Here is a 21,397-nt window from a genome sequence, read left to right on the forward strand (position 1 = left end):
TGAGATCTGGGGGATTTAAAGGGGCCGGGCCTGAAAGCACCGGGACTCCGGGAAATGCACCAGCCTGGCCTGCGCTGGGTTTGGGATGCCGGGAAAAATTCTTATAGCGCAAAAAGCAACCGGATAAGCAGCTCCGGGAGCCTCTGAAAACAGCGGGGATGCTGGCGTGTGAGCCGACATCCCCGTTTGAGTCTCCCTCCGCTATCCGGCCATGCTTTTTGCGCTATAAGAATTTTTCCCCGGCATCCCAAACCCAGCGCAGGCCAGGCTGGTACATTTCCCGGAGTCCCGGCGTTTTCAGGCCCTGCTTTAATTCGGGCGGAGGATGGATTAAAAGCAGGGGGAATGATGAAAACTAAGAGGATTCGTTGTATAGAATGGTGGAATTTCCATATACTATTCAAAAAAGAACCATGGTAAAAAGTGGTTCTTTTTGTTTAGAATGGGAGGTTTCCACATGGAAGAATTACTTATGGCAAATTGGGATAGCAGAGGATCAGAAAGTATTATGGTTCAACAAAATGGGGAGCGGATGGATGCGGCTCCGGAAAATAAGCAGGGCGGACAGGATGAAAACCATGACGAGAAAAAAGACCAGGAATTAAAAAAGGAGCAGGATCAGGAACAGCTGATCCGGGAAGCGGGACAGATGACTTTGGATGAAAATGCCAAAAACTATAAAATTCATCTGTTGAGTATAATTGGTGAGATCGAGGGGCACGAGTGCCTGCCGGCCAACACGAAAACGACCAAATATGAGCATGTGCTTCCCCAGCTGGCTGCTATCGAGGACAGTCAGGAGATCGAAGGACTGCTGGTTCTCATTAATACTGTGGGTGGAGATGTGGAAAGCGGCCTGGCAATCGCAGAAATGATCGCATCCTTGAGCAAACCATCCGTATCCCTGGTTCTCGGCGGGAGCCACTCCATAGGAGTCCCGCTGGCGGTAGCCACCGAATACTCTTTTATCGTCCCCACCGGCACGATGATCATTCATCCGGTGCGTATGACCGGAATGGTAATCGGGGTACCTCAGACCTACGATTATTTTAAAAAGATCCAGGACCGCATCGTCGGGTTCATCGCCTCTCACTGTAATACCACAGAAGACCGGCTGGAACAGCTCATGATGGAAACCGGAATCCTCACCAAGGATGTGGGAACGATCCTGGTAGGCTCCCAGAGCGTGGATGAGGGTATCATCAATGAAGTCGGAGGAATTAAGGAAGCAATGGCAAAATTATATGCCATGATAGAGGAGAGAAGGGGCAATTAATATCCCCATAGGATAAAATCCGCCAATTACCGGAGCGTTATCAATCGTATGCTCTCTTTCAGGCAGACAGGCAAAAGAATAAAGCTTGCCGTCCGGAAGGGGGCATATCCTATATCAAGCTGTCTTCATAGGATAAAAACAAAATATAGGAATAATACGGATAATTTGACAATAACATCAGCCAATACTAAAATAAAAGAAAAATGTTTCACGTAAATACTCGATATTACTAAAGTTAAAAAAAGTAAACCCATTTATACAAATATAAAGAGGTGAAATACAATGCAAAAAATATACTTAGATATGATGGAACAAACAGACTGCATAGGAATATATAAAAAGGATACAAAAGTAATTCCGGCGGGGACAACCATCTATTCCATGCCAAGCAAAGATAAAAACGCAGAATATCAAAAATTTGCTGATGAATACGACATACACTTTATATTTGAAGATAACCTGCCCGATATAGACTTCTACACCATCCCGCGCATAGATATAATGGCAGCAGACAGCCACGGCGGATACATAGGAACGATTGGGGAAACCTGTGATTTAGAAAGCGATGCGCCAATATGTTACATAGACAAAAACAAAACCTGTCACCTAATCGCAGAGAACGGTAAAACTTTTTTAAAAACGGTACATTCATGGAAAACACAATTAAAACCGTGCGAAGGAATCGAATTCTTCCCATCAAAAGAAGAAGCAAAAAAACGCCATGAATTTCTGGATATCAATATAGAGGCAGCTATAAAAGACGATATAGTAAAATCTATAAAAGATGATATAGAATCCCCTATAGAAGCCGAATAAAACAGCATCGATTAAAAATATCCAAATCATAAAGCCGAGGAAACAGCAATATTAGCACTAAGCCGGAATTAAAGTAGGCCAAGGGAGGGGGCGCAGCCTGGGTTTGCCGGGGTGTGGGGGGATGCGTGCCGGTTTCTGGCGGCGGAGGGATCGTTGTGTCGGGAGGCGAAAGCTTTGAGGCCGGTTCGTTGGATGTATGAGCAGCGGGAGAAAAAGATGCCCACTTTTTGGAGCTTGTCTGAGCGCAGCGAGTTAGCGGAAAAAAGTGTAATAAAGCATCTTTTTCTTCCGCTGCCATACATCCCGAACCGGCCGATAGCTTTCGCCTCCCGACACAACGATCCCTCCGCCGCCAGAAACCGGCACGCATCCCCCCACACCCCGGCAAACCCAGGCTGCGCCCCCTCCCTTGGCCGGCCCCTAAATCCCCCTCAACAAATTATTCCGTGACAGCCGCCCCGTTCGATGCTATAATTAGTGTATATGCGAAAGTGAAGGTACACAGGAGGAGAGAACATGACATTATGGCAGTCGCTGCTTTTGGGCCTGGTTCAGGGGTTGACTGAATTCCTGCCCGTCAGCAGTTCTGGTCATCTGGCCATCTTGAAAAACTTACTGGGATTAAAGCTGGAAACAGGGTTGTTGTTCGATGTCATTTTGCATCTGGGCACCCTTCTCGCCGTATTTATCGCGTTTTTTAAGGATATCCGGAAACTCATCGCGGAAGGCTGCGGCATCGTGGCGGACCTGGTGAGAAACCTGATCATTTTTTTTCGGAATATCGGCGGAGCCAACCGAAGCTACATAAGGATCGTGCGGACGAATTACCGGAAGTTTGTAGTGCTGGTGATCGTGGCTACGATACCGACAGGAGTTATAGGCTATGTATCGCGGGACCTGGTGGAGATCGTCGGGGCCGGGCTTTTGGTGCCCGGGATCTGTCTGATGATTACCGGGGTACTGCTCCTGATCGCTGACGCCACCGGCGGGGGAAGAAAAGTACCGAAGGACGTAAGCTATACGAATGGGTTTTTAATCGGAATCTGCCAGGGGATTGCCGTCCTTCCCGGAATTTCACGGTCCGGGACCACGATTTCGGCATGTCTGCTGAGTGGATTTGACCGCAAGTTCGCGGTGAAGTTCTCATTTATCATGTCCATTCCGGCCATCCTGGGTGCTGCCGTGCTGGAAATAAAAGATCTGGATAAAACCATGTTTCAGTCACAGGATCTGATCAACTACGCAGTAGGAGCGCTTGTGGCCGCTGTGGTGGGATACATCTGCATAAAGACCATGCTGGTCGTGGTCCGGAATAAAAAATTTAAGTATTTCTCCATTTACTGCTTCGCCGTAGGGCTGATCGCAGTGATCGGAGCGCGTTTTATAGTATAGGAGGAACCTGACAATGGCTTCACAATCGAGCAGAAAGCGCAGCACGTCGCGGTCAAAGGCGAATACGAAAAAGAAACGTGCTGCGAAACGACAGAATAAAAATAGCCCGATCGGAATGGAAGTGGCCGTTTTATTTTCTCTGGCGGTTGCCATATTTCTAATGATAAGCAATTTTGGAGTGGGCGGTTTTGTAGGTAAGACAGTCAGCTCCTTTTTCTTCGGATTATTCGGCTGGATGGAATATATATTTCCGGTCATTCTGTTTTTGGTTATCGCATTCTGTATTTCCAACAAAGACAACGGTATCGCGAAGTTAAAGGCGGGAGCGGGCGTACTGCTGTTCCTGCTTTTATGCGCGTTCATTCAGCAGGTATCCGTAGGCTATTCCAAAGATACGCCCTTTAAAGAGATCTATCAGCATGCGTCTGAGCGCGCGGCGTCCGGAGGACTTACGGGAGGTTTGATTGTCAATCTGTTAAGTCCTGCCCTTGGGACTGCCGGCGTGTATATTTTCCTGGTCATCTTAATGATTATCTGTCTGGTGGTCATCACGGAGCGTTCTTTCCTGGGCGGTGTAAAAAAAGGCGGTAAGAAAGTCTACGACTCCGCGAAGGAGGATGTGGCACGCAGAAAAGAGCGCGCCGCTGAAAAGCGCGAAGAGCGGGAGAAACGGATGGATAAAAAGGTATCCGGGGTCTCTTTGAATACGAAACTTGATAAGAAGGAACAAAAAAAGAAGAAAGAAGAAAGTACGCTAAGAGAGCTGACCATGGAAGACGTCAAAGAGGCAGAGCTCTTGGATCAGTTTGATTTTCATATTTTCGAGCAGGAACAGATGCCTGTCCAGGGCATGGAACCGGAGCCGGAACTGACGGCGTTCCCGGAGACAGCGGCAGAGATCGAGGAAGAACAGCCGATGCCGTCGGTACCTGTGAAAAAAACGAAACGGAATGTGGAAGAACACTTCAAAGATGCGTCCCGTGCCCAGGAAACCATGCGTGCGCAGGATACCATGCGGAATCCGTCTTCGGGCCGGACGGCGGCACAGCCGGATCAGGCAGACGGGGAGATCCGGGGAGAAAATGTGGCGATGCAGACAGAGAAGGAACTGGATCAGGCGTCGGCTGCGTTCCAGGTGGAGTATGTATATCCTCCGTTCCGACTTTTGAAGAAGGGCAACGGGGGCAGATTCGGCGATTCGGAACGGACGCTCAAAGAGACTGCTTTAAAGCTGCAGCAGACGCTGCACAATTTCGGCGTCAATGTGACGGTGACGAATGTCAGCTGCGGACCGGCGGTTACCAGATATGAGCTGCAGCCGGAGCAGGGAGTAAAGGTCAGCCGGATCGTAAATCTGGCGGATGATATTAAGCTTAATCTGGCGGCGGCGGATATCCGGATCGAAGCGCCGATTCCCGGAAAAGCGGCGGTGGGGATCGAAGTTCCGAACAAGGAAAATAATCCCGTTATGTTAAGAGATCTGCTGGAAACCGAAGATTTTCAGAAACATCCCTCCAAAATCGCGTTCGCGGTCGGAAAGGATATCTCCGGGCAGACGGTAGTTACAGATATCGCCAAAATGCCGCATCTGCTGATCGCCGGCGCTACCGGGTCCGGTAAGTCGGTGTGTATTAATACGTTGATTATGAGTATTCTCTATAAGGCCGGGCCTGAGGATGTGAAACTGATCATGATCGATCCGAAGGTGGTGGAGTTAAGCGTTTACAATGGGATTCCCCACCTGTTTATACCGGTGGTTACCGATCCGAAAAAGGCGGCGGGAGCGCTTCATTGGGCGGTGGCGGAGATGGAAGACCGCTACCAGAAGTTCGCCGAGCTGAACGTGCGGGATATCAAGGGATATAATGCAAAGATCGCATCCATCGAAGACATCGAGGATGAAAATAAGCCCCAGAAGCTGCCGCAGATCGTGATAATCGTGGACGAGCTGGCGGACCTGATGATGGTTTCCCCGGGTGAGGTGGAAGAATCGATCTGCCGTCTGGCCCAGCTGGCGAGGGCGGCGGGCCTGCATCTGATCCTGGCGACCCAGCGGCCAAGCGTAAATGTCATCACAGGCCTGATCAAGGCGAACATGCCGTCCAGAATCGCATTTTCCGTGACCTCCGGCGTAGACTCCAGGACCATTATCGATATGAACGGCGCGGAGAAGCTGCTGGGAAAAGGAGACATGCTCTTTTATCCCACCGGATATCAAAAGCCGATCCGGGTGCAGGGCGCATTCGTATCCGACCGGGAAGTGGGAGATGTGGTGGAATTCCTCAAGAAGCAAAATACCGCTTCGGCCTACGATCCCAATATTGAGAGCCGGATCAACAGCGCGTCGTCCGGCGGGGCAGGAGGCGCTTCGGCCCAGGATTCGGGCAGCGCGCGGGACGTATATTTTGAGGAGGCCGGCAAATTTATCATAGACAAAGACAAGGCGTCCATCGGGATGCTGCAAAGACAGTTTAAAATAGGCTTCAACCGGGCGGCCAGGATTATGGACCAGCTGGCGGATGCCGGAGTAGTGGGAGAGGAAGAGGGGACCAAACCCAGAAAGATTCTCATGTCGATGGAAGAGTTTGCAACTTACATAGAAGAATATGTATAAATCATGGAAAATGATGTCAAAGGAGGCAGTAATTATGAAAACGGATATTCAGATCGCACAGGAAGCCAGTATGGAGCCCATTCAGAAGGTGGCGGCCGCGCTGGGAATCGAAGAAGAGGACCTGGAATTTTACGGAAAGTACAAGGCAAAGCTCTCCGATGAACTTTGGGAGAAGGTGAAAGACCGGCCCGACGGAAAGCTGATCCTGGTAACGGCAATCAATCCCACCCCTGCGGGCGAGGGAAAGACAACCACGACGGTAGGTCTTGGAGAGGCATTCGGAAGGCTGGGAAAGAAAGCGGTGATCGCTCTTAGAGAGCCCTCATTAGGGCCCTGCTTTGGCATCAAGGGAGGCGCGGCCGGAGGCGGATATGCCCAGGTAGTGCCGATGGAGGATCTGAACCTTCATTTTACCGGGGATTTCCACGCCATCACTTCCGCCAATAATCTGCTGGCGGCTCTGCTGGACAATCATATTCAGCAGGGAAATGCGCTGGGAATCGACACCAGGCAGGTGGTCTGGAAACGCTGTCTGGATATGAACGACCGGGTCTTGAGAAACGTGGTCGTGGGACTTGGCAGCAAGGGAGACGGCGTGGTCCGGGAAGACCATTTCGTCATCACCGTTGCGTCGGAGATCATGGCCGTGCTGTGCCTTTCCAACGACATGGAGGATCTGAAACGGCGTCTGGGCCGCATGATCGTCGCTTACACGAGAGAGGGCAAGCCGGTAACGGCGGAGGAACTGCATGCCACCGGGGCTATGGCCGCTCTGTTAAAGGATGCGCTGAAACCGAATCTGATCCAGACGTTAGAGCATACCCCGGCGCTGGTCCATGGAGGGCCGTTTGCGAATATTGCCCACGGCTGTAACAGTGTGAGAGCGACCAAGACCGCCCTGAAGCTGGCGGATTATGTCGTTACGGAGGCAGGCTTCGGAGCAGATCTGGGCGCGGAAAAATTCTTTGACATCAAATGCAGGAAAGCCGGACTTAAGCCGGATGCCGTCGTGCTTGTGGCTACGGTCCGCGCGTTAAAATATAACGGAGGCGTCCCCAAAGACCAGTTAAGCAGCGAAAACCTGGAGGCATTGGAAAAAGGGATCGTCAACCTGGAAAAACACATTGAAAATCTTCAGAAATATGGAGTTCCCGTAGTAGTAACCCTGAATTCCTTTATTACCGATACAAAAGCGGAAATCTCGTTTGTAGAAAAATTCTGTAAAGACAGAGGCTGTGAATTCGCCATCTCCGAGGTATGGGAAAAAGGAGGAGAGGGCGGCATCGCCCTTGCGGAAAAGGTTCTGGAAACCCTGTCCACAAAAGAAAGCCGATTTAAGGTGCTCTATGATGACCAGCAGCCTTTGGCGGCAAAGATTGAGACCATAGCCAAAGAAATCTACGGCGCCGACGGCGTGGTATTTACCGCCGCGGTGGCAAAAGAACTGAAGCATTTAACGGAGCTGGGCTTTGGAAATCTTCCGGTCTGTATGGCGAAAACCCAGTACTCCCTGTCGGATGACGCTGCCCTGTTAGGAAGGCCGGAACATTTCACAGTCAATGTGAGAGAGGTATATATATCAGCGGGGGCCGGTTTTGTGGTAGCGATTACCGGTGCGATCATGACGATGCCGGGGCTGCCGAAGAAACCGGCGGCGGACAGCATAGACGTAGAGGAAAACGGTAAGATAACGGGATTATTCTAGGAGAAAAAGGAGTGTATGGGAATGGCACGTATTATAGACGGAAAAATGATCTCCCAGCAGATCAAGGATGAGTGTAAAGAAGAGGTAGCGGTTTTAACGGAGCAGGGAAAGCATATCTGCCTCGCCGTAGTACAGGTGGGCGCCGATCCGGCCTCCTCCATCTATGTGAATAACAAGAAAAAAGCATGCGCCTATATCGGGATCGAGTCGCTAGCCTACGAACTGCCGGAGGAGACTACACAGGAGGAACTGCTGGCTCTGGTGGAAGAGCTCAATGAGCGGGAGGATGTGAACGGAATCCTGGTGCAGCTACCGCTGCCCGCGCACATCGATGAGGATAAAGTGATCCAAACGATCTCGCCTCTAAAAGACGTGGATGGCTTTCATCCGGCCAGTGTCGGAGCCATGTGTATCGGCCAGCCAGGCTTTTTGTCCTGTACGCCGGCCGGGATTATCCAGCTTCTGAAGCGCTCCGACGTGGAGATCGAAGGCAAGGAGTGCGTGGTGATCGGGCGCAGTAATATTGTCGGTAAGCCCATGGCTTTACTGCTCCTGCGGGAAAATGGAACCGTCACAGTCTGCCATTCAAGGACCAGGAATTTAAAAGAGGTGGCAAAGCGGGCGGATATCCTGATCGCAGCCATCGGAAAACCCAGAATGATCAATCATGAATATATCAAAGAAGGAGCCGTCGTCATAGACGTTGGCATACACAGGGAAAATGGTAAGATGTGCGGAGATGTGGACTTTGATGATGTGGTGGATCATGTCAGCGCGATTACTCCCGTTCCGGGCGGCGTAGGACCGATGACGATCGCCATGCTGATGCGTAACTGCGTGGAATCAGCGAAAAGATAGAAGGAACAGGCGGTAATGACCATGCTTTGTAAAAAATGCGGGGCTAAGCTGAAAGATGGACATGTGTACTGCGAGAAGTGCGGAGAACCGGTACAGATCGTACCGGATTTTAATCCGTTAGATGAAGCGGTACTGGAAAATGTGGCCGGTATGATGAATCCGGAGGAAAAATCCACCTCAGACCGGAGAACGGTACAGGCGCCGCCTGTACACACCCATACAAAGCCACAGGCCGAGAAGCTGACCCTGCGAAGAAAATTATGGATCCTGGGTATTGCGGCGGTCTTACTGATTGCAGGAGGCGGCGTGGGATTTCTCACCTACAGGAGTAATTCCTACATCTATCAAATCCAGAAAGCGCAGGAATACAGGGATAAGCAGAACACAGACAGGGCGGTCGTATATCTGGAAAAGGCGGTGGAATTAAAGCCTGAGGATCCGGCAGCCTATGAAACGCTGGTAGAGATCTATACAGAGCAGCATAAGGATGAAGAGGCTGTCGCAGTGCTTGAGCATATGATAGACCAAGAGCTGGCGACGGTGGAAGAGTACGAAGAACTCATTGGGTTTTATAAAAAGGCTGAGCGTATGAGCGACATTCCCGATCTGATACTAAACTGTACGGATCAGAATATCAGAAAAGCACTTTCCGACTACACGGTGCCCGCTCCCGACGCCGATCTCGCCCCCGGAATCTATTATAAAAATGTGGAGATCGAACTGCTGGCGGACATAGGGGAGATCTATTATACCTTTGACGGCTCGCAGCCCACCCATAAGAGCCATCTGTATGTCAGGCCCATCATGCTGCGGGAAGGAAAAAATATCATCCGGGCGGTGGCGGTCAACGGGGACGGCTATTATAGCCAGGATATAACACTGGAATATGAGATAAAACTGGATCAGTAAAAGAAGTTCATCAAGCATTTCCGGTATACGGTTTACCTGGAATCATATAGAGCGCTATAGCATATAGATCGCTATAGAATGAAAAAACACGGGCCAAATCATGGCCCGTATTTCTATTGGTTTCATAAGCTCTTTAAATAACTATCATAACAGTATTCCACTAATACATGCCCTATGGGCGGATTCGCAGCGTACGCTGCTTAATATTGTATATTTAACAGTATCCCATGAATACATGCCCTGCGGACAGATTTGCAGCGTTCGCTGTCCAATAATGTACAAAATATGTAACTACTCGTGAATAAATTCGATCAGGTCCACATCCATTTTACCTATTCGGGCCAGGGAATAGACATCCAATCCCTGCTCCTCCAGTTTCTGCCTTCCGGGCTGGAAGGATTTCTCAATCAGGATGCCGATACCGGCGATCGTAGCATGCGCTTTTCGGATTAAACGAACCGCGCCCGTGGCAGCTTCCCCATTAGCCAGAAAATCGTCCACAATTAGGATGTGGTCATTTTCCGATATGTAATTCTTGGCCATGGTAAGCTCGTAATCCACTCCCTTGGTAAAAGAGGTGACTTGTGTCTGCCACACATCTGTTTTCAGAGTCTTGGAAACCTGTTTTTTCAGGATAACCATGGGAACCCCTAATTCCTGTGCAGCATAGACCGCCGGAGCAATACCGGAACTTTCGATGGTGAATACTTTGGTAACACCTTGTCCGCGAAAATGATCCGCGATATCCTTTCCCATTTCATACATCAACTGTGGGTCGACCTGATGATTAATAAAGCTGTCCACTTTCAGTATTGATTCATTTAACGCGTGTCCTTCTGCCAGAATTTTTTCTTCCAGTAATTTCACGATATTCACCTCTTAATTTTATGTTGTTTCCATCATATCACAGATTAAATAAAAAAGGAATCCATAAGAATATGATCCGAATCAGGAAAAATATTTCTCCTTAATCAAGGATACCGGCATGTCCTGTCCGGTCCAGATACGGAAGGCCTCCGCCCCCTGATACAGCAGCATATACAGACCATTAAAGACCTGGCAGCCACGTTCCCGGGCCATCTGCAGCAATCTGGTCTCCCTGGGATTATAGATCACATCCGAGACGATCAGATCCGGGCGCAGCATGCCGGAATCCGATATTATGCACCCATCCACATGAGGGCTCATACCCACCGACGTGCCATTCGTCAGGATCGCGCTCTCGGAGATACTCTTTGCAAGCATCCGGTCATCCGGCAGTTCATACAGCGACACCTGACAGGACGTCTGGGCATTCAGCTTATCGACCAGATTCTGTGCCCGGGGCCAGAACTGATCCTTGATGCTGAACAGGTCGATCTGCGCCACGCCGTCCAGCGCCGCCTGCACGCAGACTGCGGTGGCTGCGCCGCCGGCTCCCAGCAGAGTCATTTTTTTTCCAATAATATCATGACCAGCATCTCTTACAGCGCACATATATCCCACGCCGTCCGTATTATGTCCGGTGAGCACCCCATCCTCATGAACAACCGTATTCACCGCGCCGATCATCTCTGCCGCGGGGGAAAGGCGGTCCGCCAGTTCGCACATCCGGTTCTTATCCGGCATCGTCAGATTAAAGCCCCTGACATTCAAAACCTTCAGGCCTTCCACGGCGGTTTTCAAATCCTCACAGCCCACATCGAACGCCAGATAAACATAGTCCAGCCCCAGCTGCGCAAAAGATTCGTTATGCATCATGGGAGAAATACTATGTGCAACCGGACTGCCCAATAAACCGGTTAACCGGGTATGCCCGGTAATCTGTTTTTCCATGTTTTTCTACTCCTTTTCCAGAATTATATTCATCTTAACCAAATCCCATCTTTATGTCAATGGGGAGCTGCTAAGGGACGGGCAATCGCTTCGGCCTGGCTTTTGAACAGGAATATTGGAAGGCGGCGAAAACCGCTGGATACCTGGAACGGCTCTTTCACGGGTTTGGACAGGTCTGCCGCTTAAGGCCGGGGTGGGGGCGGTATCCGGGGGACGCTTCAAGTGGCCGGGTTCTTTTGTATCTCCCTGGGAGCGCGGAGGGCTTGCGCTGGAATACGCTAAGTGAAATCGAAAAGCCGGGTTCAGGAACCGAGCCTATTCACCAGGAACACGTGATGCGTTCCCGGTTCAGAGGCTCTTGCCCGTCGGACGTGAAGTCCGCCGTGCATCCTGACCCCGGCTTTCCGAATTCACTAAGCGTATTCGCAGCCGCCCTATGCGCTCCCAGGGAGATACAAAAGAACCCGGCCACCCGGAGCCTCCCCGGATACCGCCCCCACCCCGGCCTTAAGCGTCAGACCTCCCTGCCCCTGCACATTTCTGCATACTTTGATATTACCTTAGAAGCATGACCGGTTATTATTAGTAAAAAGGAAAAGATACAATAAGACATAAAGACGTATGAAACAAAATATGAAAGTATATGAGAAATAAAAAAGAAAAAAGATAAAGCAGATACAGAATAAGATACAGAAAAACATATATTATACAGCTGGCAGAATAGCCTATAAAACGGCCAACATTTGAGCAAGATATGTATGTATCATTCGTACTTCTTTGATTAAGCTCAGAATATCCGAATCTAAATATCATATAGAGAGATCTATGCCATTACCAGAGTAGGAGAGGACAGGAGCGGGGTTCGGGGCCGGGCGCGGAGGCGGATTGCGGCGGGGGCGCTCTCTGTCCGGGGTAAAATCGCTTGAGGCCGGGCCTTAGAACAGGTTACGCAGATGGTGGGAGAACCTCGCAGGGCCTGGAACACTGTCCGAGCCGATTTTTGGCGAGTTTGTTCCGGGCCCTGCTAATAAGAGGTTCTCCCGCCATCGGAGTTACCTGTTCTTAGGCCCGGCCGAAGCGATTTTACCCCGGACAGAGAGCGCCCCCGCCGCAATCCGCCTCCGCGCCCGGCCCCGAACCCCGCTCCTGTCCTCCCCGGCCCCTAATTTCAAATATAAATGCAAATATAACTTGCAACCGGAGGCATGAAAGGTTATAATTAGGCTTTGTAAAGTACCGGACCAGAGCATGAGATGTGCAAAATAGAACCGTGTTTCGGTGAGCAGAGGAAGATCATGTTAATCAGTTTAAAGAAGTTTATGCAGAGACTCCAAATGAATACAACCAGGACGATAGCGTTCGGATTTTTGTCAGCGATTGTGATAGGAGGAGTTATTCTGATGCTGCCGGTTTCCTCGGCAGACGGGACCTGGACAAACCCCATAGACGCCCTGTTTATGTCCACGACGAGTATTTGCGTGACGGGACTGGTCACCTTTGTGACGGCCAGCCATTGGAGCATATTCGGTAAGATTATTATCTTGATCTTAATCCAGCTGGGCGGGCTGGGAGTCATCACGATGGTGATGAGTGTGTTTATTATCGTTGGAAAGCGGATCACCCTCAGGGACCGGATGCTGATTCAGGAGACTTATAACCTGGATACGCTGTCGGGGCTGGTGAAGCTGGTGAAGAAGATCCTGGCGGGGACGCTGGTGGTGGAACTGGCCGGAGCTGTTTTATATAGTTTTCAGTTTATACCGGAATTTGGGTTTGTAAGGGGCGTGGGCTATTCGATCTTTCATGCGGTATCCGCATTTTGTAACGCGGGGATTGATTTGATCGGGGAAGCCAGTTTCATCCCTTATATGACGAATCCGTTGATCAATATTACGACGATGCTCTTGATTGTGCTCGGAGGCCTGGGATTCATTGTCTGGTGGGATGTGGTCCGGGTATTTAAGGAATCCAGAAAGAAGGACGTAAAAAATTATAAACCGTTTCAGAATCTGGCGCTGCACTCCAAGCTGGTTCTGGTGATTACGGGCATTTTGATCGCTTTCGGAACGCTTGTGTATTTTGTGTTGGAATTTAATAATCCGGGAACTATAGGAAATTTGAATGTTTTTCAGAAATTCATGGCTTCGATGTTCCAGTCTGTGACGACCAGGACTGCAGGGTTTGCTTCTTTTCCGCAGGAGAATATGCGGGAAGGTTCCACTTTGGTTACCTTGCTTTTGATGATCGTAGGCGGCTCGCCGGCCGGTACGGCAGGCGGTATGAAAACGACTACTGTGGGAATGGTAGTATTAACCGTTTTGGCAGTAGTGCGCGGTAAGACGAATACGGAAGTGTTCGAGCGCAAGATTGCCCAGGAAAGTCTTCGGACGGCACTGGCGGTGGTGGTGATCAGCATCGGGGTTGTTTTGTCCGCTTCCCTGCTTATTTGTGCTGTGGAGGATATTTCTCTGGTAGATACCCTGTTTGAGGTCGTATCCGCGATCGGAACGGTTGGCTTGTCCCGGGGTGTGACCGCGGATTTGTGTATGTTCAGCAAGATTATATTGATTATTACAATGTATATAGGCAGAATCGGACCGATCACCATGGCAGTTGCTTTTTCTGTCCGCCATTCCAAAAAGGATACGATGCGGGAACTGCCGGAACGTCGGATTATTATTGGATAAATAAAAGGAGAATTGGTCATGGCCAAGAAAGAGTTTGCAGTATTCGGGTTGGGAGAGTTTGGACGCAGCGTGGCTCTTACGCTGGCAAAGAACGGCTGTCAGGTGCTTGCGGTGGACTGGAAAGTGGAAAAGGTGCAGGATATCGCGGATTATGTGACGCATGCCTTCCGGGCGGATGTGTCGGATGCGGAGGCTTTGCGCTCTTTGGGACTTCATAATCTGGATGGTGCGATTATCGCCATCGGTGAAAATCTGGAAGCCAGTATTATGGCGACGATTGTCACAAAGGAATGCGGGGTTCCGTATGTCCTTGCGAAAGCACACAACGATATTCATGGGATGGTATTGCAGAAAGTGGGCGCGGATAAGGTTATCTTCCCGGAACGCGCCATGGGAGTGCGGACAGCCCGCAATATTATATCCGGTAATTTTATAGACACGATGGAATTATCCAACTCGTTCAGCATGGTTGAGGTGGTTACGCCCCAGAACTGGATCGGAAAGTCTTTGCGGCAGCTGGATCTGCGCAGCTTTGGCCTGAATGTAATTGCCAGAAAAGATGGAGAACGGATTATCCCGACTCCCGACCCTGACCGCAGTGCCCAGGTTGACGATACCTATATTATTCTGGGCGAAAATGAGGCGTTGGAAAAGCTGTACAGTAATTAAGAGTGAAATAGCATAAAAAATAAGATGAAAATTTAGTATGACAATATTCATATGAAAACGCCACGAAGTCAGGAACGGCCCTCGTGGCGTTTGTTATGTGATTGAAAGACGATAGGAATGTCCTCCAGTTAATGGGAGAAAGATTTTTGCAATTCAGATAAATTTGTCGTTCATACGATTTAAAGTTTGATTCAACGTACAGACAGTCTGATACAGATACGTATTATCTGCTTGCAAACGGAGGATTTCCTTCTCTTTTTCTTTCAGCGCTTCTTGCAGATCTGTTGTTGACATGATTTCCCCTCCCCGATCATGGTATCAAATTTTACGGTGCAGATTTGATTTTAGATAGAAGCGAAGAAAAAGTCAAGCACTTACCCCGTTTTGAAGCATTGAAAATGTCGCATTTTACGACAAAGAAAAGTTCAAATTTTTAGATAAACAAGTTAGTATCCGAAGTCTCCGCAGCTCCCAGAAAAGTGGCTACGCCGCCGATTTCCACACCGTCTATAAGCTCTTCTTTGCGGATTCCCATGAGATCCATAGACATCTGGCAGGCTACGATTCGTACGCCGTTTTGCTGAGCGGATGCGATGAGTTCTTCCAGGGAAGCTACATTTTTGTCTTTCATGAGTTTGCGAATCAAGCGGGCGCCGATTCCCCCCATTTGCATATGAGACAGCTTCAATTTTTGACTTCCTCTGGGCATCATTCCTGAGAACATTTTTTCCATAAAAGTTTTTTTGAGGGATACTTTTCGGGGCTTCCGAAGAATATTCAATCCCCAGAAGGTGAAAAACATGGTTACTCGCCGGTCCATAGCCGCCGCGCCGTTGGCGATAATAAAGGAAGCGATGGCCTTATCCAGATCCTGGCTGAAAATGACCATGGTTTTATCATTCCCTGCAGACGGGAGATCGCATTGGGCGGCGTGCAGGGCGGTATCCCCCTTTTGGAGCACAACTTGATAGATTCCCTTTTCACAGGATGTATGAATCAAACAGTTACCAGTCCTCTGACACCAGACGCCGATATCAGAAGCAAAAGCGGGGTCCGTAGCCTGAACACATAACTGTTCTCCCTCTTTTAATGTCTTCATGTTTTCCGACACTTTCATGATCGGTCCCGGACACTGAAGTCCACAGGCATCCACGGTCAAAAGTTTCATAGGCGGAACAGGGTTTCCGGCCGCACCGGCATTTGGTTTGGCTGCGTCAGGCACAGCCGGATGAGGAGGGACGCTTTGAAGCCTTTGTGATTCTGCCGGGGCCGGTGCCGTATATGGGCCGGTCAGCGAATAAGTCCGGTAGCCGCCGCTTAAGTTATAAGCGCGGAAGCCGTTTTGCAGTAAGATCCGGGTGGCCAGATATCCGCGCAGCCCTACCCGGCAGGTGACATAAACGGGTTTATCAGGGTCCAGACGGTTTAAGTTTTCCCGCAATGTATCAAGCGGTATGCTCCGGAAGCCGGGAATGGTACCCATCAGGATTTCATCCGGGGTGCTAACATCTAACAGGGTTGCTGTTTGCGGATCCAGAGAGGAGACCTCTTCCGCGTAGAAGACCGGCATATCCCCATTCAGAATATTAACAGCGGTATAACCCAGCATATTGACCGGGTCCTTGGCGGAAGAATAAGGCGGTGCGTAACACAATTCCAGCTGTTCCAGATCGTATACGGTTCCGCCCAGACGGATTACCGCAGCCAGAACGTCGATGCGCTTCTCTACTCCCTTTGCGCCGACGGCCTGAGCGCCTAATATGCGCCCGTCGTCCCCAAAGAGCATTTTCATGGAAATCGGAGACGCTCCCGGGTAATAAGACGCGTGGGACTGGGGATGTACATATGTTTTTTTGTAGGGAATGCCCATTTGACGCAGCTGTTTTTCATTTAATCCCGTTGAGGCGGCTGTCAGATCAAATACTTTGAGCACGGAACTGCTCTGTACCGGGCTTCCCTTTACCTTGCGGCCCATCAGAGCATTTTCAGCGGCGGTGCGGCCCTGTTTGTTGGCGGGGCCTGCCAGAGGAACCAGCGTTTTCGTCTGTCCGACCAGATGGGTTACGCTGATCGCATCACCCACTGCGTAAATATCCGGATCGGAGGTTTCATAATATTCGTTAACTTCGATACTGCCGTTTACCCCCAGATCAAGACCGGCTTCCTTTGCCAGATGAGAGTCCGGAGCCACACCCATACAGAGAAGGACCAAACCGGCGTCCACCTCTTCGCCGGAGGTGAGGCCGGCGTGAAGCCCCTTAGAATCACGGGATATTCCGGTGATTCCGGTTCCCAGCATTAAGTTTACCCCGTGCTCCGACAGATGCCGGTGCAGGATATTAGCCATCTCCGGATCCAGAGATGCGATCACCTGATCTGCGTATTCCACAAGGGTTACCGAAAGGCCGCGGTCCACAAGATTTTCAGCCATCTCCACACCGATAAAGCCGCCGCCTACCACCACAGCGGTCTTAGGTGTGTTTTCCAGCAGATAATCATCGATCCGGTAAGTATCCGTGACGTTGCGAAGGGTGAATACACCGTCGGAATGCATACCCGGAAGCGGCGGCACTTTTGGTCCGGCGCCCGGGGACAGAATCAATTTGTCATAAGATTCCTCATAGTCGGTTCCACTCTTTAAATCCCGCACTACTATTTTTTTCTCCTGCCGGTTGATACGTATCACTTCATTCCGGGTCCTCACATCCACCCGAAAGCGTTTACATAACAACTCCGGCTTGGTAACAATCAAAGAGTCCCGCTGCCGGATCGTCCCACCCAGATAGTAAGGCAGTCCGCAGTTTGCATACGAGATATGCTCACCTTTTTCAAACAATACAATTTCCGCTTTTTCATCCAGACGTCTGAGCCTGGTAGCGGCGCTGGCGCCTCCGGCTACTCCGCCCACTATACATATTTTCATGCCTGCGCATCTCCTTTTTCAATTGATACCGTTATTATAGCGTTTGCCGGAAAGAACTTATGTGACTAAGTTACATAAGACGGCTGCCGGGAATTATTGGATTGAGATAATGGGCGGAGTAAATGGGAACGAGAAAATTGAGCGGAGAAAATTTTATAAAGTGCTTGCCATGGATGGAAGTTTATGCTAAAATAAATTTCGGTTCACATAGTTGGTAAGCGCTGTGTGATAATATAAGCGGATGTGGCGGAATGGCAGACGCAGCAGACTCAAAATCTGCCGCTCGCAAGGGCGTGAGGGTTCAAGTCCCTCCATCCGCATGAGTCAAAAAGACTGATTGCTCAAAGGCAATCAGTCTTTTTGTTTTGTATAAGTAATTTTATGGAACAAAGAATTTGGATCTAACTTATTGATCCGTGGCCTCCGGCGCAACGATGATGGATTTCGCATGTATTTTAGCCAGCTCATCTTCAGGAGCGTTCCAGTCCGTGATTAGATAGTCCACCTGAGGCCAGGACAGATAGCTGGCCATGCCTCCGGCAGAGAACTTGGTATGATCACACAGAACCGTACAGAAATCACTATTCTGGGCCACGATGGACTTATAGTTGGTTTCGGAGTGTTCACTCACGGTCGGGCCGTTGTGAAAGCGGATACCGGAAGTGCCGAAGATAGCACAGGAAAATCGAAAGTCTTTAATTACCTGCTCCATGTTATAGTTTGTCAGCATTTCGCCGACCTGTATGATATAACCGCCGGTCAGAAAGATTTTGTGCTGCGGCATCCCTTTCATCAAATTGGCAGCCAGAAGGGAAGGGGTGACAACAGTCAGACCCGGATGCTCCCCTAACATAGAGGCAAAGATTCCGGCAGAACTCCCGCCGTCTACGTAGATAATCGTTTCCGTATCAGGTATCAGGGCCAGCGCCTCCCGTGCAATGGCTTTTTTTTCGTCGGACATGTTTTCGACGCTTGGAATGTACAGATTTTCCAGGGCTGTCGTGGTCATGACGGCTCCTCCATGGGTCTTATTGATCAATCCCATCTGATCCAGATGATGCAGGTCTTTTCGGATGGTCTCTCTTGAGACCTGGAAGCGCTCCATAAGCTGTGAACTTGTAAAAGACCCGTATTCCTGAATGAGTCTTGCTATTTCACTTCTTCTTTTTTCTGTTTTTGTGGACATGATTTCTCCCCTTATTTCCAATTCAGAACATCAAAATATTGTTTTTGTTTTGTTGAGATATTACTAATATACACGCATTTCTTGCTTTTTGCAATAAAATGCCAACTTTTAATTGGAGAAAAAGCAAGTTCTGTTAGAATTAAACAAATTAGTTGGTTTTAAGTTGTGAAAATACACGAAAAAACTTGCAAGTGCAAGAAAAAGCTTGCGGATAAGTTGCGGAAATGCTAATATCAACCCATAAGCACTTCGAAAAAAGTGCAAATGCAATTGAAAAAATGGGAAAGGAGCACAATTTATGAAATCCATACTAATCGTGGGAGCCGGCAGACAGGGAAAGGGATTTCTCGGAGAAGTTTTCGAAGCTGCGGGTTGGGAAGTGAATTTCCTGGACTGCGATATCAAGGTGATCGATTCGCTCAGGGCCGGCCCGTACAAAGTGAAACTTTACAGAAAGGAGGGGATGACGGAACGGATTGTAGAAAAATACAATGTTTTTCCGTGTGACGAGGAGTACAGCTGTCTGGAGGCTGTCTTACATGCGGATCTGATCGCTTTAAGCTTGTATCCGGAACAGATCAGGGAGGCCGCCGGATATCTGGGCAGAGGGCTTGTAGAGAGAGCGCGCGGGCATTACGGGAAGGTGACGATCCTAAGCTGTACCAATATCAATCACCTGATTCCTGATATTCAGGAGATGTTCGAGCGTCAAATGGAGGATGAAGCTTCACTGGAATGGTTTCGGGAAAATGCGGTGATCCGGGATGTCATCGTACGGCGTTCCACAGATGCCGAGTCTAACTCCAGCCGTGAGCTGGTATCTCTGGCTGTGATGTCCATGCTGATCCAGAAACCGATCACAGTAGATATCGAGGATGTGGAGTTCATGGAATTAAAAGACCAGGTAGAGGAATTAAAGGATATCAAACTCTACACCTATAACGCCCCTCACGCCACTTGCGCGTACGCCGGACATCTAAAAGGCTACCGTATGATAAATGAGTCTGAGGACGACCCTGAGATCGCCAAGCTGATGGGTGAGGTGCTGGAGGAGGCCATACAGGGACTGAGCAAAGAGTTCCGGATCCCTGCCGAAGAAATCCGTGATTTCTGCAATATACCGCAGACGAAAGATAAGATGGACGATTCTATATACAGAGTGGCGAAGGATCCGATGCGAAAGCTGGGGAGGGATGACCGGCTGACAGGAAACGCGATGTTCTGTTATAAATATGGCATTTATCCCAAAGCGCTCATTCGCTCTATCGCCAATGGCATGGCTTATGATGAGGCAAAAGATGAGAAGGCGGTTGAGATTCAGCAGCTGATCCGCTCACAGGGAATTGAAAAAGCAGTATCTCAGGTAACCGGAGTTCCGTTAGAGCATGATCTGGTCAAACAGGTGTCAGCGGTATACCGGGAGATCTCAAACGAAAGAACAGGAAACAATAGCAAATAATGTTTATGGAGGGAAGATATGAAAAAAATTATTGCAGTTATTTTAAGCTTAGTATGCATCCTTAACCTGACGGCGTGTGGAAGCAGCCCCAAACAGGAAGCCGGCACAGATGAAAAACCCGCGGCAGAAGCGCCGGCAGGGGACTCTTTGGATAACAGCAAGGAGAAGGTCAGAATGGCAATGATCATGCCTTTGGCAACCCAGGATTTCTTTAATTTTATTGCCGCACAGTTACAATACGAAGCGGATCAGGCGAATGTGGATCTGACCATGTGGGATATCAACGGAGATGTGTCCAAGATTGGTGATCTTGTGGAGATGGCCAAGGAACAGGAATATGATCTGATGTTTGTGATCGATCCGACAGGTTCAGCCAAATCCGCAATGGAGGAGGTGCAGGGAGATATCGTTTTGATCGGTTTTGACGCCGTTGTAAACCCGGAGCTGCAAAGCGCCTGGATTTCCACTGATAACGTGGCGATGGGAAGACTGTTAGCGGAGCATATGATCGATGATATGAGAGCGGCAGGGAAAGACAGCTACAATGTAATACTGACGTTCACGCCCACGGTACAATCCGAGATTGACCGGAAGGATGGAATGATAGAAGCGATCGAAGCGGTGGATGACATGGAGATTCATGTGGAGGAAGCTTCCAACAGCAAAGTGGATCTGGCGGGAAAGGTAAGTCTCTGGGACGATCTGCTGGTCCGCAAGGCCGAAGGCGAGATCGATTATGTGCTGGGGACGAATTCCTACAACGCCCTTGGATGTGTTTCAGCGGCCGAGGCGGCCGGACGCTATGACTTTAAGGTAATGGGAATCGACGATGAGGAGGATCAGCTGGCGGCGCTTCAAAAGGAAGGGGAACATCTGTACTATGCCACGATAGCGCAGAATCCGTTCCAGATCGGGAAAGAAATGATGCGGGCGGCCCTTGCGGCCCTGAACGGGGAAGAATTGGGAACGATTGGCGTGGACGGCGTCCTTGTCACAAGTGATAACGTGGACGGATACCTGGCCGAGCGGAGCAAAAACATCGAAGCGCTTTCGGATTACATATCCATCATCTCGCAGTTAAACTAATC

The 21,397-nt window shown here is 49.6% G+C and carries 16 protein-coding genes and 1 tRNA gene; 12 read left to right on the plus strand and 5 right to left on the minus strand.

Features of this window, described 5'->3' with window-relative positions:
* Positions 1-457 precede the first annotated feature (457 nt).
* The 7 genes from KTH89_RS13485 (at position 458) to KTH89_RS13515 (ending at position 9,570) form a co-directional block, all read left to right on the plus strand.
* Positions 458-1,276 (plus strand): ClpP family protease, encoded by an 819-nt coding sequence (locus tag KTH89_RS13485; protein ID WP_330656692.1) that lies wholly within the window; start codon positions 458-460, stop codon positions 1,274-1,276.
* A gap of 282 nt (positions 1,277-1,558) precedes the next feature.
* Entirely contained in the window at positions 1,559-2,092 is a 534-nt protein-coding gene (locus KTH89_RS13490) for a hypothetical protein (RefSeq protein WP_238722055.1), read from the plus strand.
* Between the two features lie 516 nt (positions 2,093-2,608).
* A complete protein-coding gene (locus tag KTH89_RS13495) occupies positions 2,609-3,484 on the plus strand; it encodes an undecaprenyl-diphosphate phosphatase (RefSeq protein ID WP_158346914.1) in 876 nt (291 codons plus the stop codon).
* A gap of 13 nt (positions 3,485-3,497) precedes the next feature.
* Entirely contained in the window at positions 3,498-6,098 is a 2,601-nt protein-coding gene (locus KTH89_RS13500; RefSeq protein ID WP_238722056.1) for an FtsK/SpoIIIE family DNA translocase, read from the plus strand.
* Positions 6,099-6,132: 34 nt separating this feature from the next.
* Positions 6,133-7,803, plus strand: coding sequence for a formate--tetrahydrofolate ligase (locus KTH89_RS13505; RefSeq protein WP_238722057.1), 1,671 nt, complete (start codon positions 6,133-6,135; stop codon positions 7,801-7,803).
* 21 nt (positions 7,804-7,824) lie between these two features.
* Positions 7,825-8,661 (plus strand): bifunctional methylenetetrahydrofolate dehydrogenase/methenyltetrahydrofolate cyclohydrolase FolD, encoded by an 837-nt coding sequence (gene folD / locus KTH89_RS13510; RefSeq protein ID WP_238722058.1) that lies wholly within the window; start codon positions 7,825-7,827, stop codon positions 8,659-8,661.
* 21 nt (positions 8,662-8,682) lie between these two features.
* A complete protein-coding gene (locus tag KTH89_RS13515; RefSeq protein ID WP_238722059.1) occupies positions 8,683-9,570 on the plus strand; it encodes an FN3 associated domain-containing protein in 888 nt (295 codons plus the stop codon).
* Positions 9,571-9,861: 291 nt separating this feature from the next.
* On the opposite strand, the gene KTH89_RS13520 is transcribed toward KTH89_RS13515, so the two are convergent.
* Positions 9,862-10,437 (minus strand): xanthine phosphoribosyltransferase, encoded by a 576-nt coding sequence (locus tag KTH89_RS13520; RefSeq protein WP_158346909.1) that lies wholly within the window; start codon positions 10,435-10,437, stop codon positions 9,862-9,864.
* Between the two features lie 81 nt (positions 10,438-10,518).
* Complete coding sequence (locus KTH89_RS13525; RefSeq protein WP_238722060.1) at positions 10,519-11,385, minus strand: shikimate dehydrogenase; 867 nt, start codon at positions 11,383-11,385, stop codon at positions 10,519-10,521.
* 1,295 nt (positions 11,386-12,680) lie between these two features.
* Between KTH89_RS13525 and KTH89_RS13530 the strand changes: the two genes are divergently transcribed.
* Both KTH89_RS13530 and KTH89_RS13535 read left to right on the plus strand, forming a co-directional pair.
* Positions 12,681-14,072: a TrkH family potassium uptake protein gene (locus KTH89_RS13530; RefSeq protein ID WP_238722061.1), complete on the plus strand. Its 1,392-nt coding sequence runs from the start codon at positions 12,681-12,683 to the stop codon at positions 14,070-14,072.
* An 18-nt stretch (positions 14,073-14,090) separates the two neighbouring features.
* Positions 14,091-14,741 carry a potassium channel family protein gene (locus KTH89_RS13535; protein ID WP_158346906.1) on the plus strand — a complete coding sequence of 217 codons (651 nt, stop codon included), beginning with the start codon at positions 14,091-14,093 and terminating at the stop codon, positions 14,739-14,741.
* A 153-nt stretch (positions 14,742-14,894) separates the two neighbouring features.
* On the opposite strand, the gene KTH89_RS13540 is transcribed toward KTH89_RS13535, so the two are convergent.
* Positions 14,895-15,035, minus strand: a complete 141-nt coding sequence (locus tag KTH89_RS13540) for a hypothetical protein (RefSeq protein WP_238722062.1) — start codon at positions 15,033-15,035, stop codon at positions 14,895-14,897.
* A 139-nt stretch (positions 15,036-15,174) separates the two neighbouring features.
* The gene (locus tag KTH89_RS13545) at positions 15,175-17,664 is read right to left on the minus strand and encodes a DsrE/DsrF/DrsH-like family protein (protein WP_238722063.1); all 2,490 of its coding nucleotides are present in this window, start codon (positions 17,662-17,664) and stop codon (positions 15,175-15,177) included.
* 237 nt (positions 17,665-17,901) lie between these two features.
* Between KTH89_RS13545 and KTH89_RS13550 the strand changes: the two genes are divergently transcribed.
* Positions 17,902-17,984: transfer RNA gene (locus tag KTH89_RS13550), tRNA-Leu, on the plus strand.
* An 86-nt stretch (positions 17,985-18,070) separates the two neighbouring features.
* Here the strand turns inward: KTH89_RS13550 and KTH89_RS13555 are convergent.
* Positions 18,071-18,850 (minus strand): DeoR/GlpR family DNA-binding transcription regulator, encoded by a 780-nt coding sequence (locus KTH89_RS13555; RefSeq protein WP_238722064.1) that lies wholly within the window; start codon positions 18,848-18,850, stop codon positions 18,071-18,073.
* Between the two features lie 298 nt (positions 18,851-19,148).
* Here KTH89_RS13555 and KTH89_RS13560 point away from each other — a divergent pair, with 298 nt between their 5' ends.
* Both KTH89_RS13560 and KTH89_RS13565 read left to right on the plus strand, forming a co-directional pair.
* Positions 19,149-20,309, plus strand: coding sequence for a mannitol dehydrogenase family protein (locus KTH89_RS13560; protein ID WP_238722065.1), 1,161 nt, complete (start codon positions 19,149-19,151; stop codon positions 20,307-20,309).
* 18 nt (positions 20,310-20,327) lie between these two features.
* Positions 20,328-21,395: a sugar ABC transporter substrate-binding protein gene (locus tag KTH89_RS13565; protein WP_238722066.1), complete on the plus strand. Its 1,068-nt coding sequence runs from the start codon at positions 20,328-20,330 to the stop codon at positions 21,393-21,395.
* Positions 21,396-21,397: the final 2 nt, after the last annotated feature.

Source organism: Diplocloster agilis, from assembly GCF_019042275.1.
GTDB lineage: Bacteria > Bacillota > Clostridia > Lachnospirales > Lachnospiraceae > Diplocloster > Diplocloster agilis.

What these genes read in the sequence shown, in the direction of transcription:
- KTH89_RS13490 (WP_238722055.1), top strand. Translation starts at nt 1,559, where the DNA reads ATGCAAAAAATATACTTAGATATGATGGAACAAACAGACTGCATAGGA.
- KTH89_RS13555 (WP_238722064.1), bottom strand. Translation starts at nt 18,850, where the DNA reads ATGTCCACAAAAACAGAAAAAAGAAGAAGTGAAATAGCAAGACTCATT.
- KTH89_RS13565 (WP_238722066.1), top strand. Translation starts at nt 20,328, where the DNA reads ATGAAAAAAATTATTGCAGTTATTTTAAGCTTAGTATGCATCCTTAAC.
- folD (WP_238722058.1), top strand. Translation starts at nt 7,825, where the DNA reads ATGGCACGTATTATAGACGGAAAAATGATCTCCCAGCAGATCAAGGAT.
- KTH89_RS13495 (WP_158346914.1), top strand. Translation starts at nt 2,609, where the DNA reads ATGACATTATGGCAGTCGCTGCTTTTGGGCCTGGTTCAGGGGTTGACT.
- KTH89_RS13505 (WP_238722057.1), top strand. Translation starts at nt 6,133, where the DNA reads ATGAAAACGGATATTCAGATCGCACAGGAAGCCAGTATGGAGCCCATT.
- KTH89_RS13535 (WP_158346906.1), top strand. Translation starts at nt 14,091, where the DNA reads ATGGCCAAGAAAGAGTTTGCAGTATTCGGGTTGGGAGAGTTTGGACGC.
- KTH89_RS13515 (WP_238722059.1), top strand. Translation starts at nt 8,683, where the DNA reads ATGCTTTGTAAAAAATGCGGGGCTAAGCTGAAAGATGGACATGTGTAC.
- KTH89_RS13545 (WP_238722063.1), bottom strand. Translation starts at nt 17,664, where the DNA reads ATGAAAATATGTATAGTGGGCGGAGTAGCCGGAGGCGCCAGCGCCGCT.
- KTH89_RS13525 (WP_238722060.1), bottom strand. Translation starts at nt 11,385, where the DNA reads ATGGAAAAACAGATTACCGGGCATACCCGGTTAACCGGTTTATTGGGC.
- KTH89_RS13485 (WP_330656692.1), top strand. Translation starts at nt 458, where the DNA reads ATGGAAGAATTACTTATGGCAAATTGGGATAGCAGAGGATCAGAAAGT.
- KTH89_RS13560 (WP_238722065.1), top strand. Translation starts at nt 19,149, where the DNA reads ATGAAATCCATACTAATCGTGGGAGCCGGCAGACAGGGAAAGGGATTT.
- KTH89_RS13500 (WP_238722056.1), top strand. Translation starts at nt 3,498, where the DNA reads ATGGCTTCACAATCGAGCAGAAAGCGCAGCACGTCGCGGTCAAAGGCG.
- KTH89_RS13540 (WP_238722062.1), bottom strand. Translation starts at nt 15,035, where the DNA reads ATGTCAACAACAGATCTGCAAGAAGCGCTGAAAGAAAAAGAGAAGGAA.
- KTH89_RS13530 (WP_238722061.1), top strand. Translation starts at nt 12,681, where the DNA reads ATGTTAATCAGTTTAAAGAAGTTTATGCAGAGACTCCAAATGAATACA.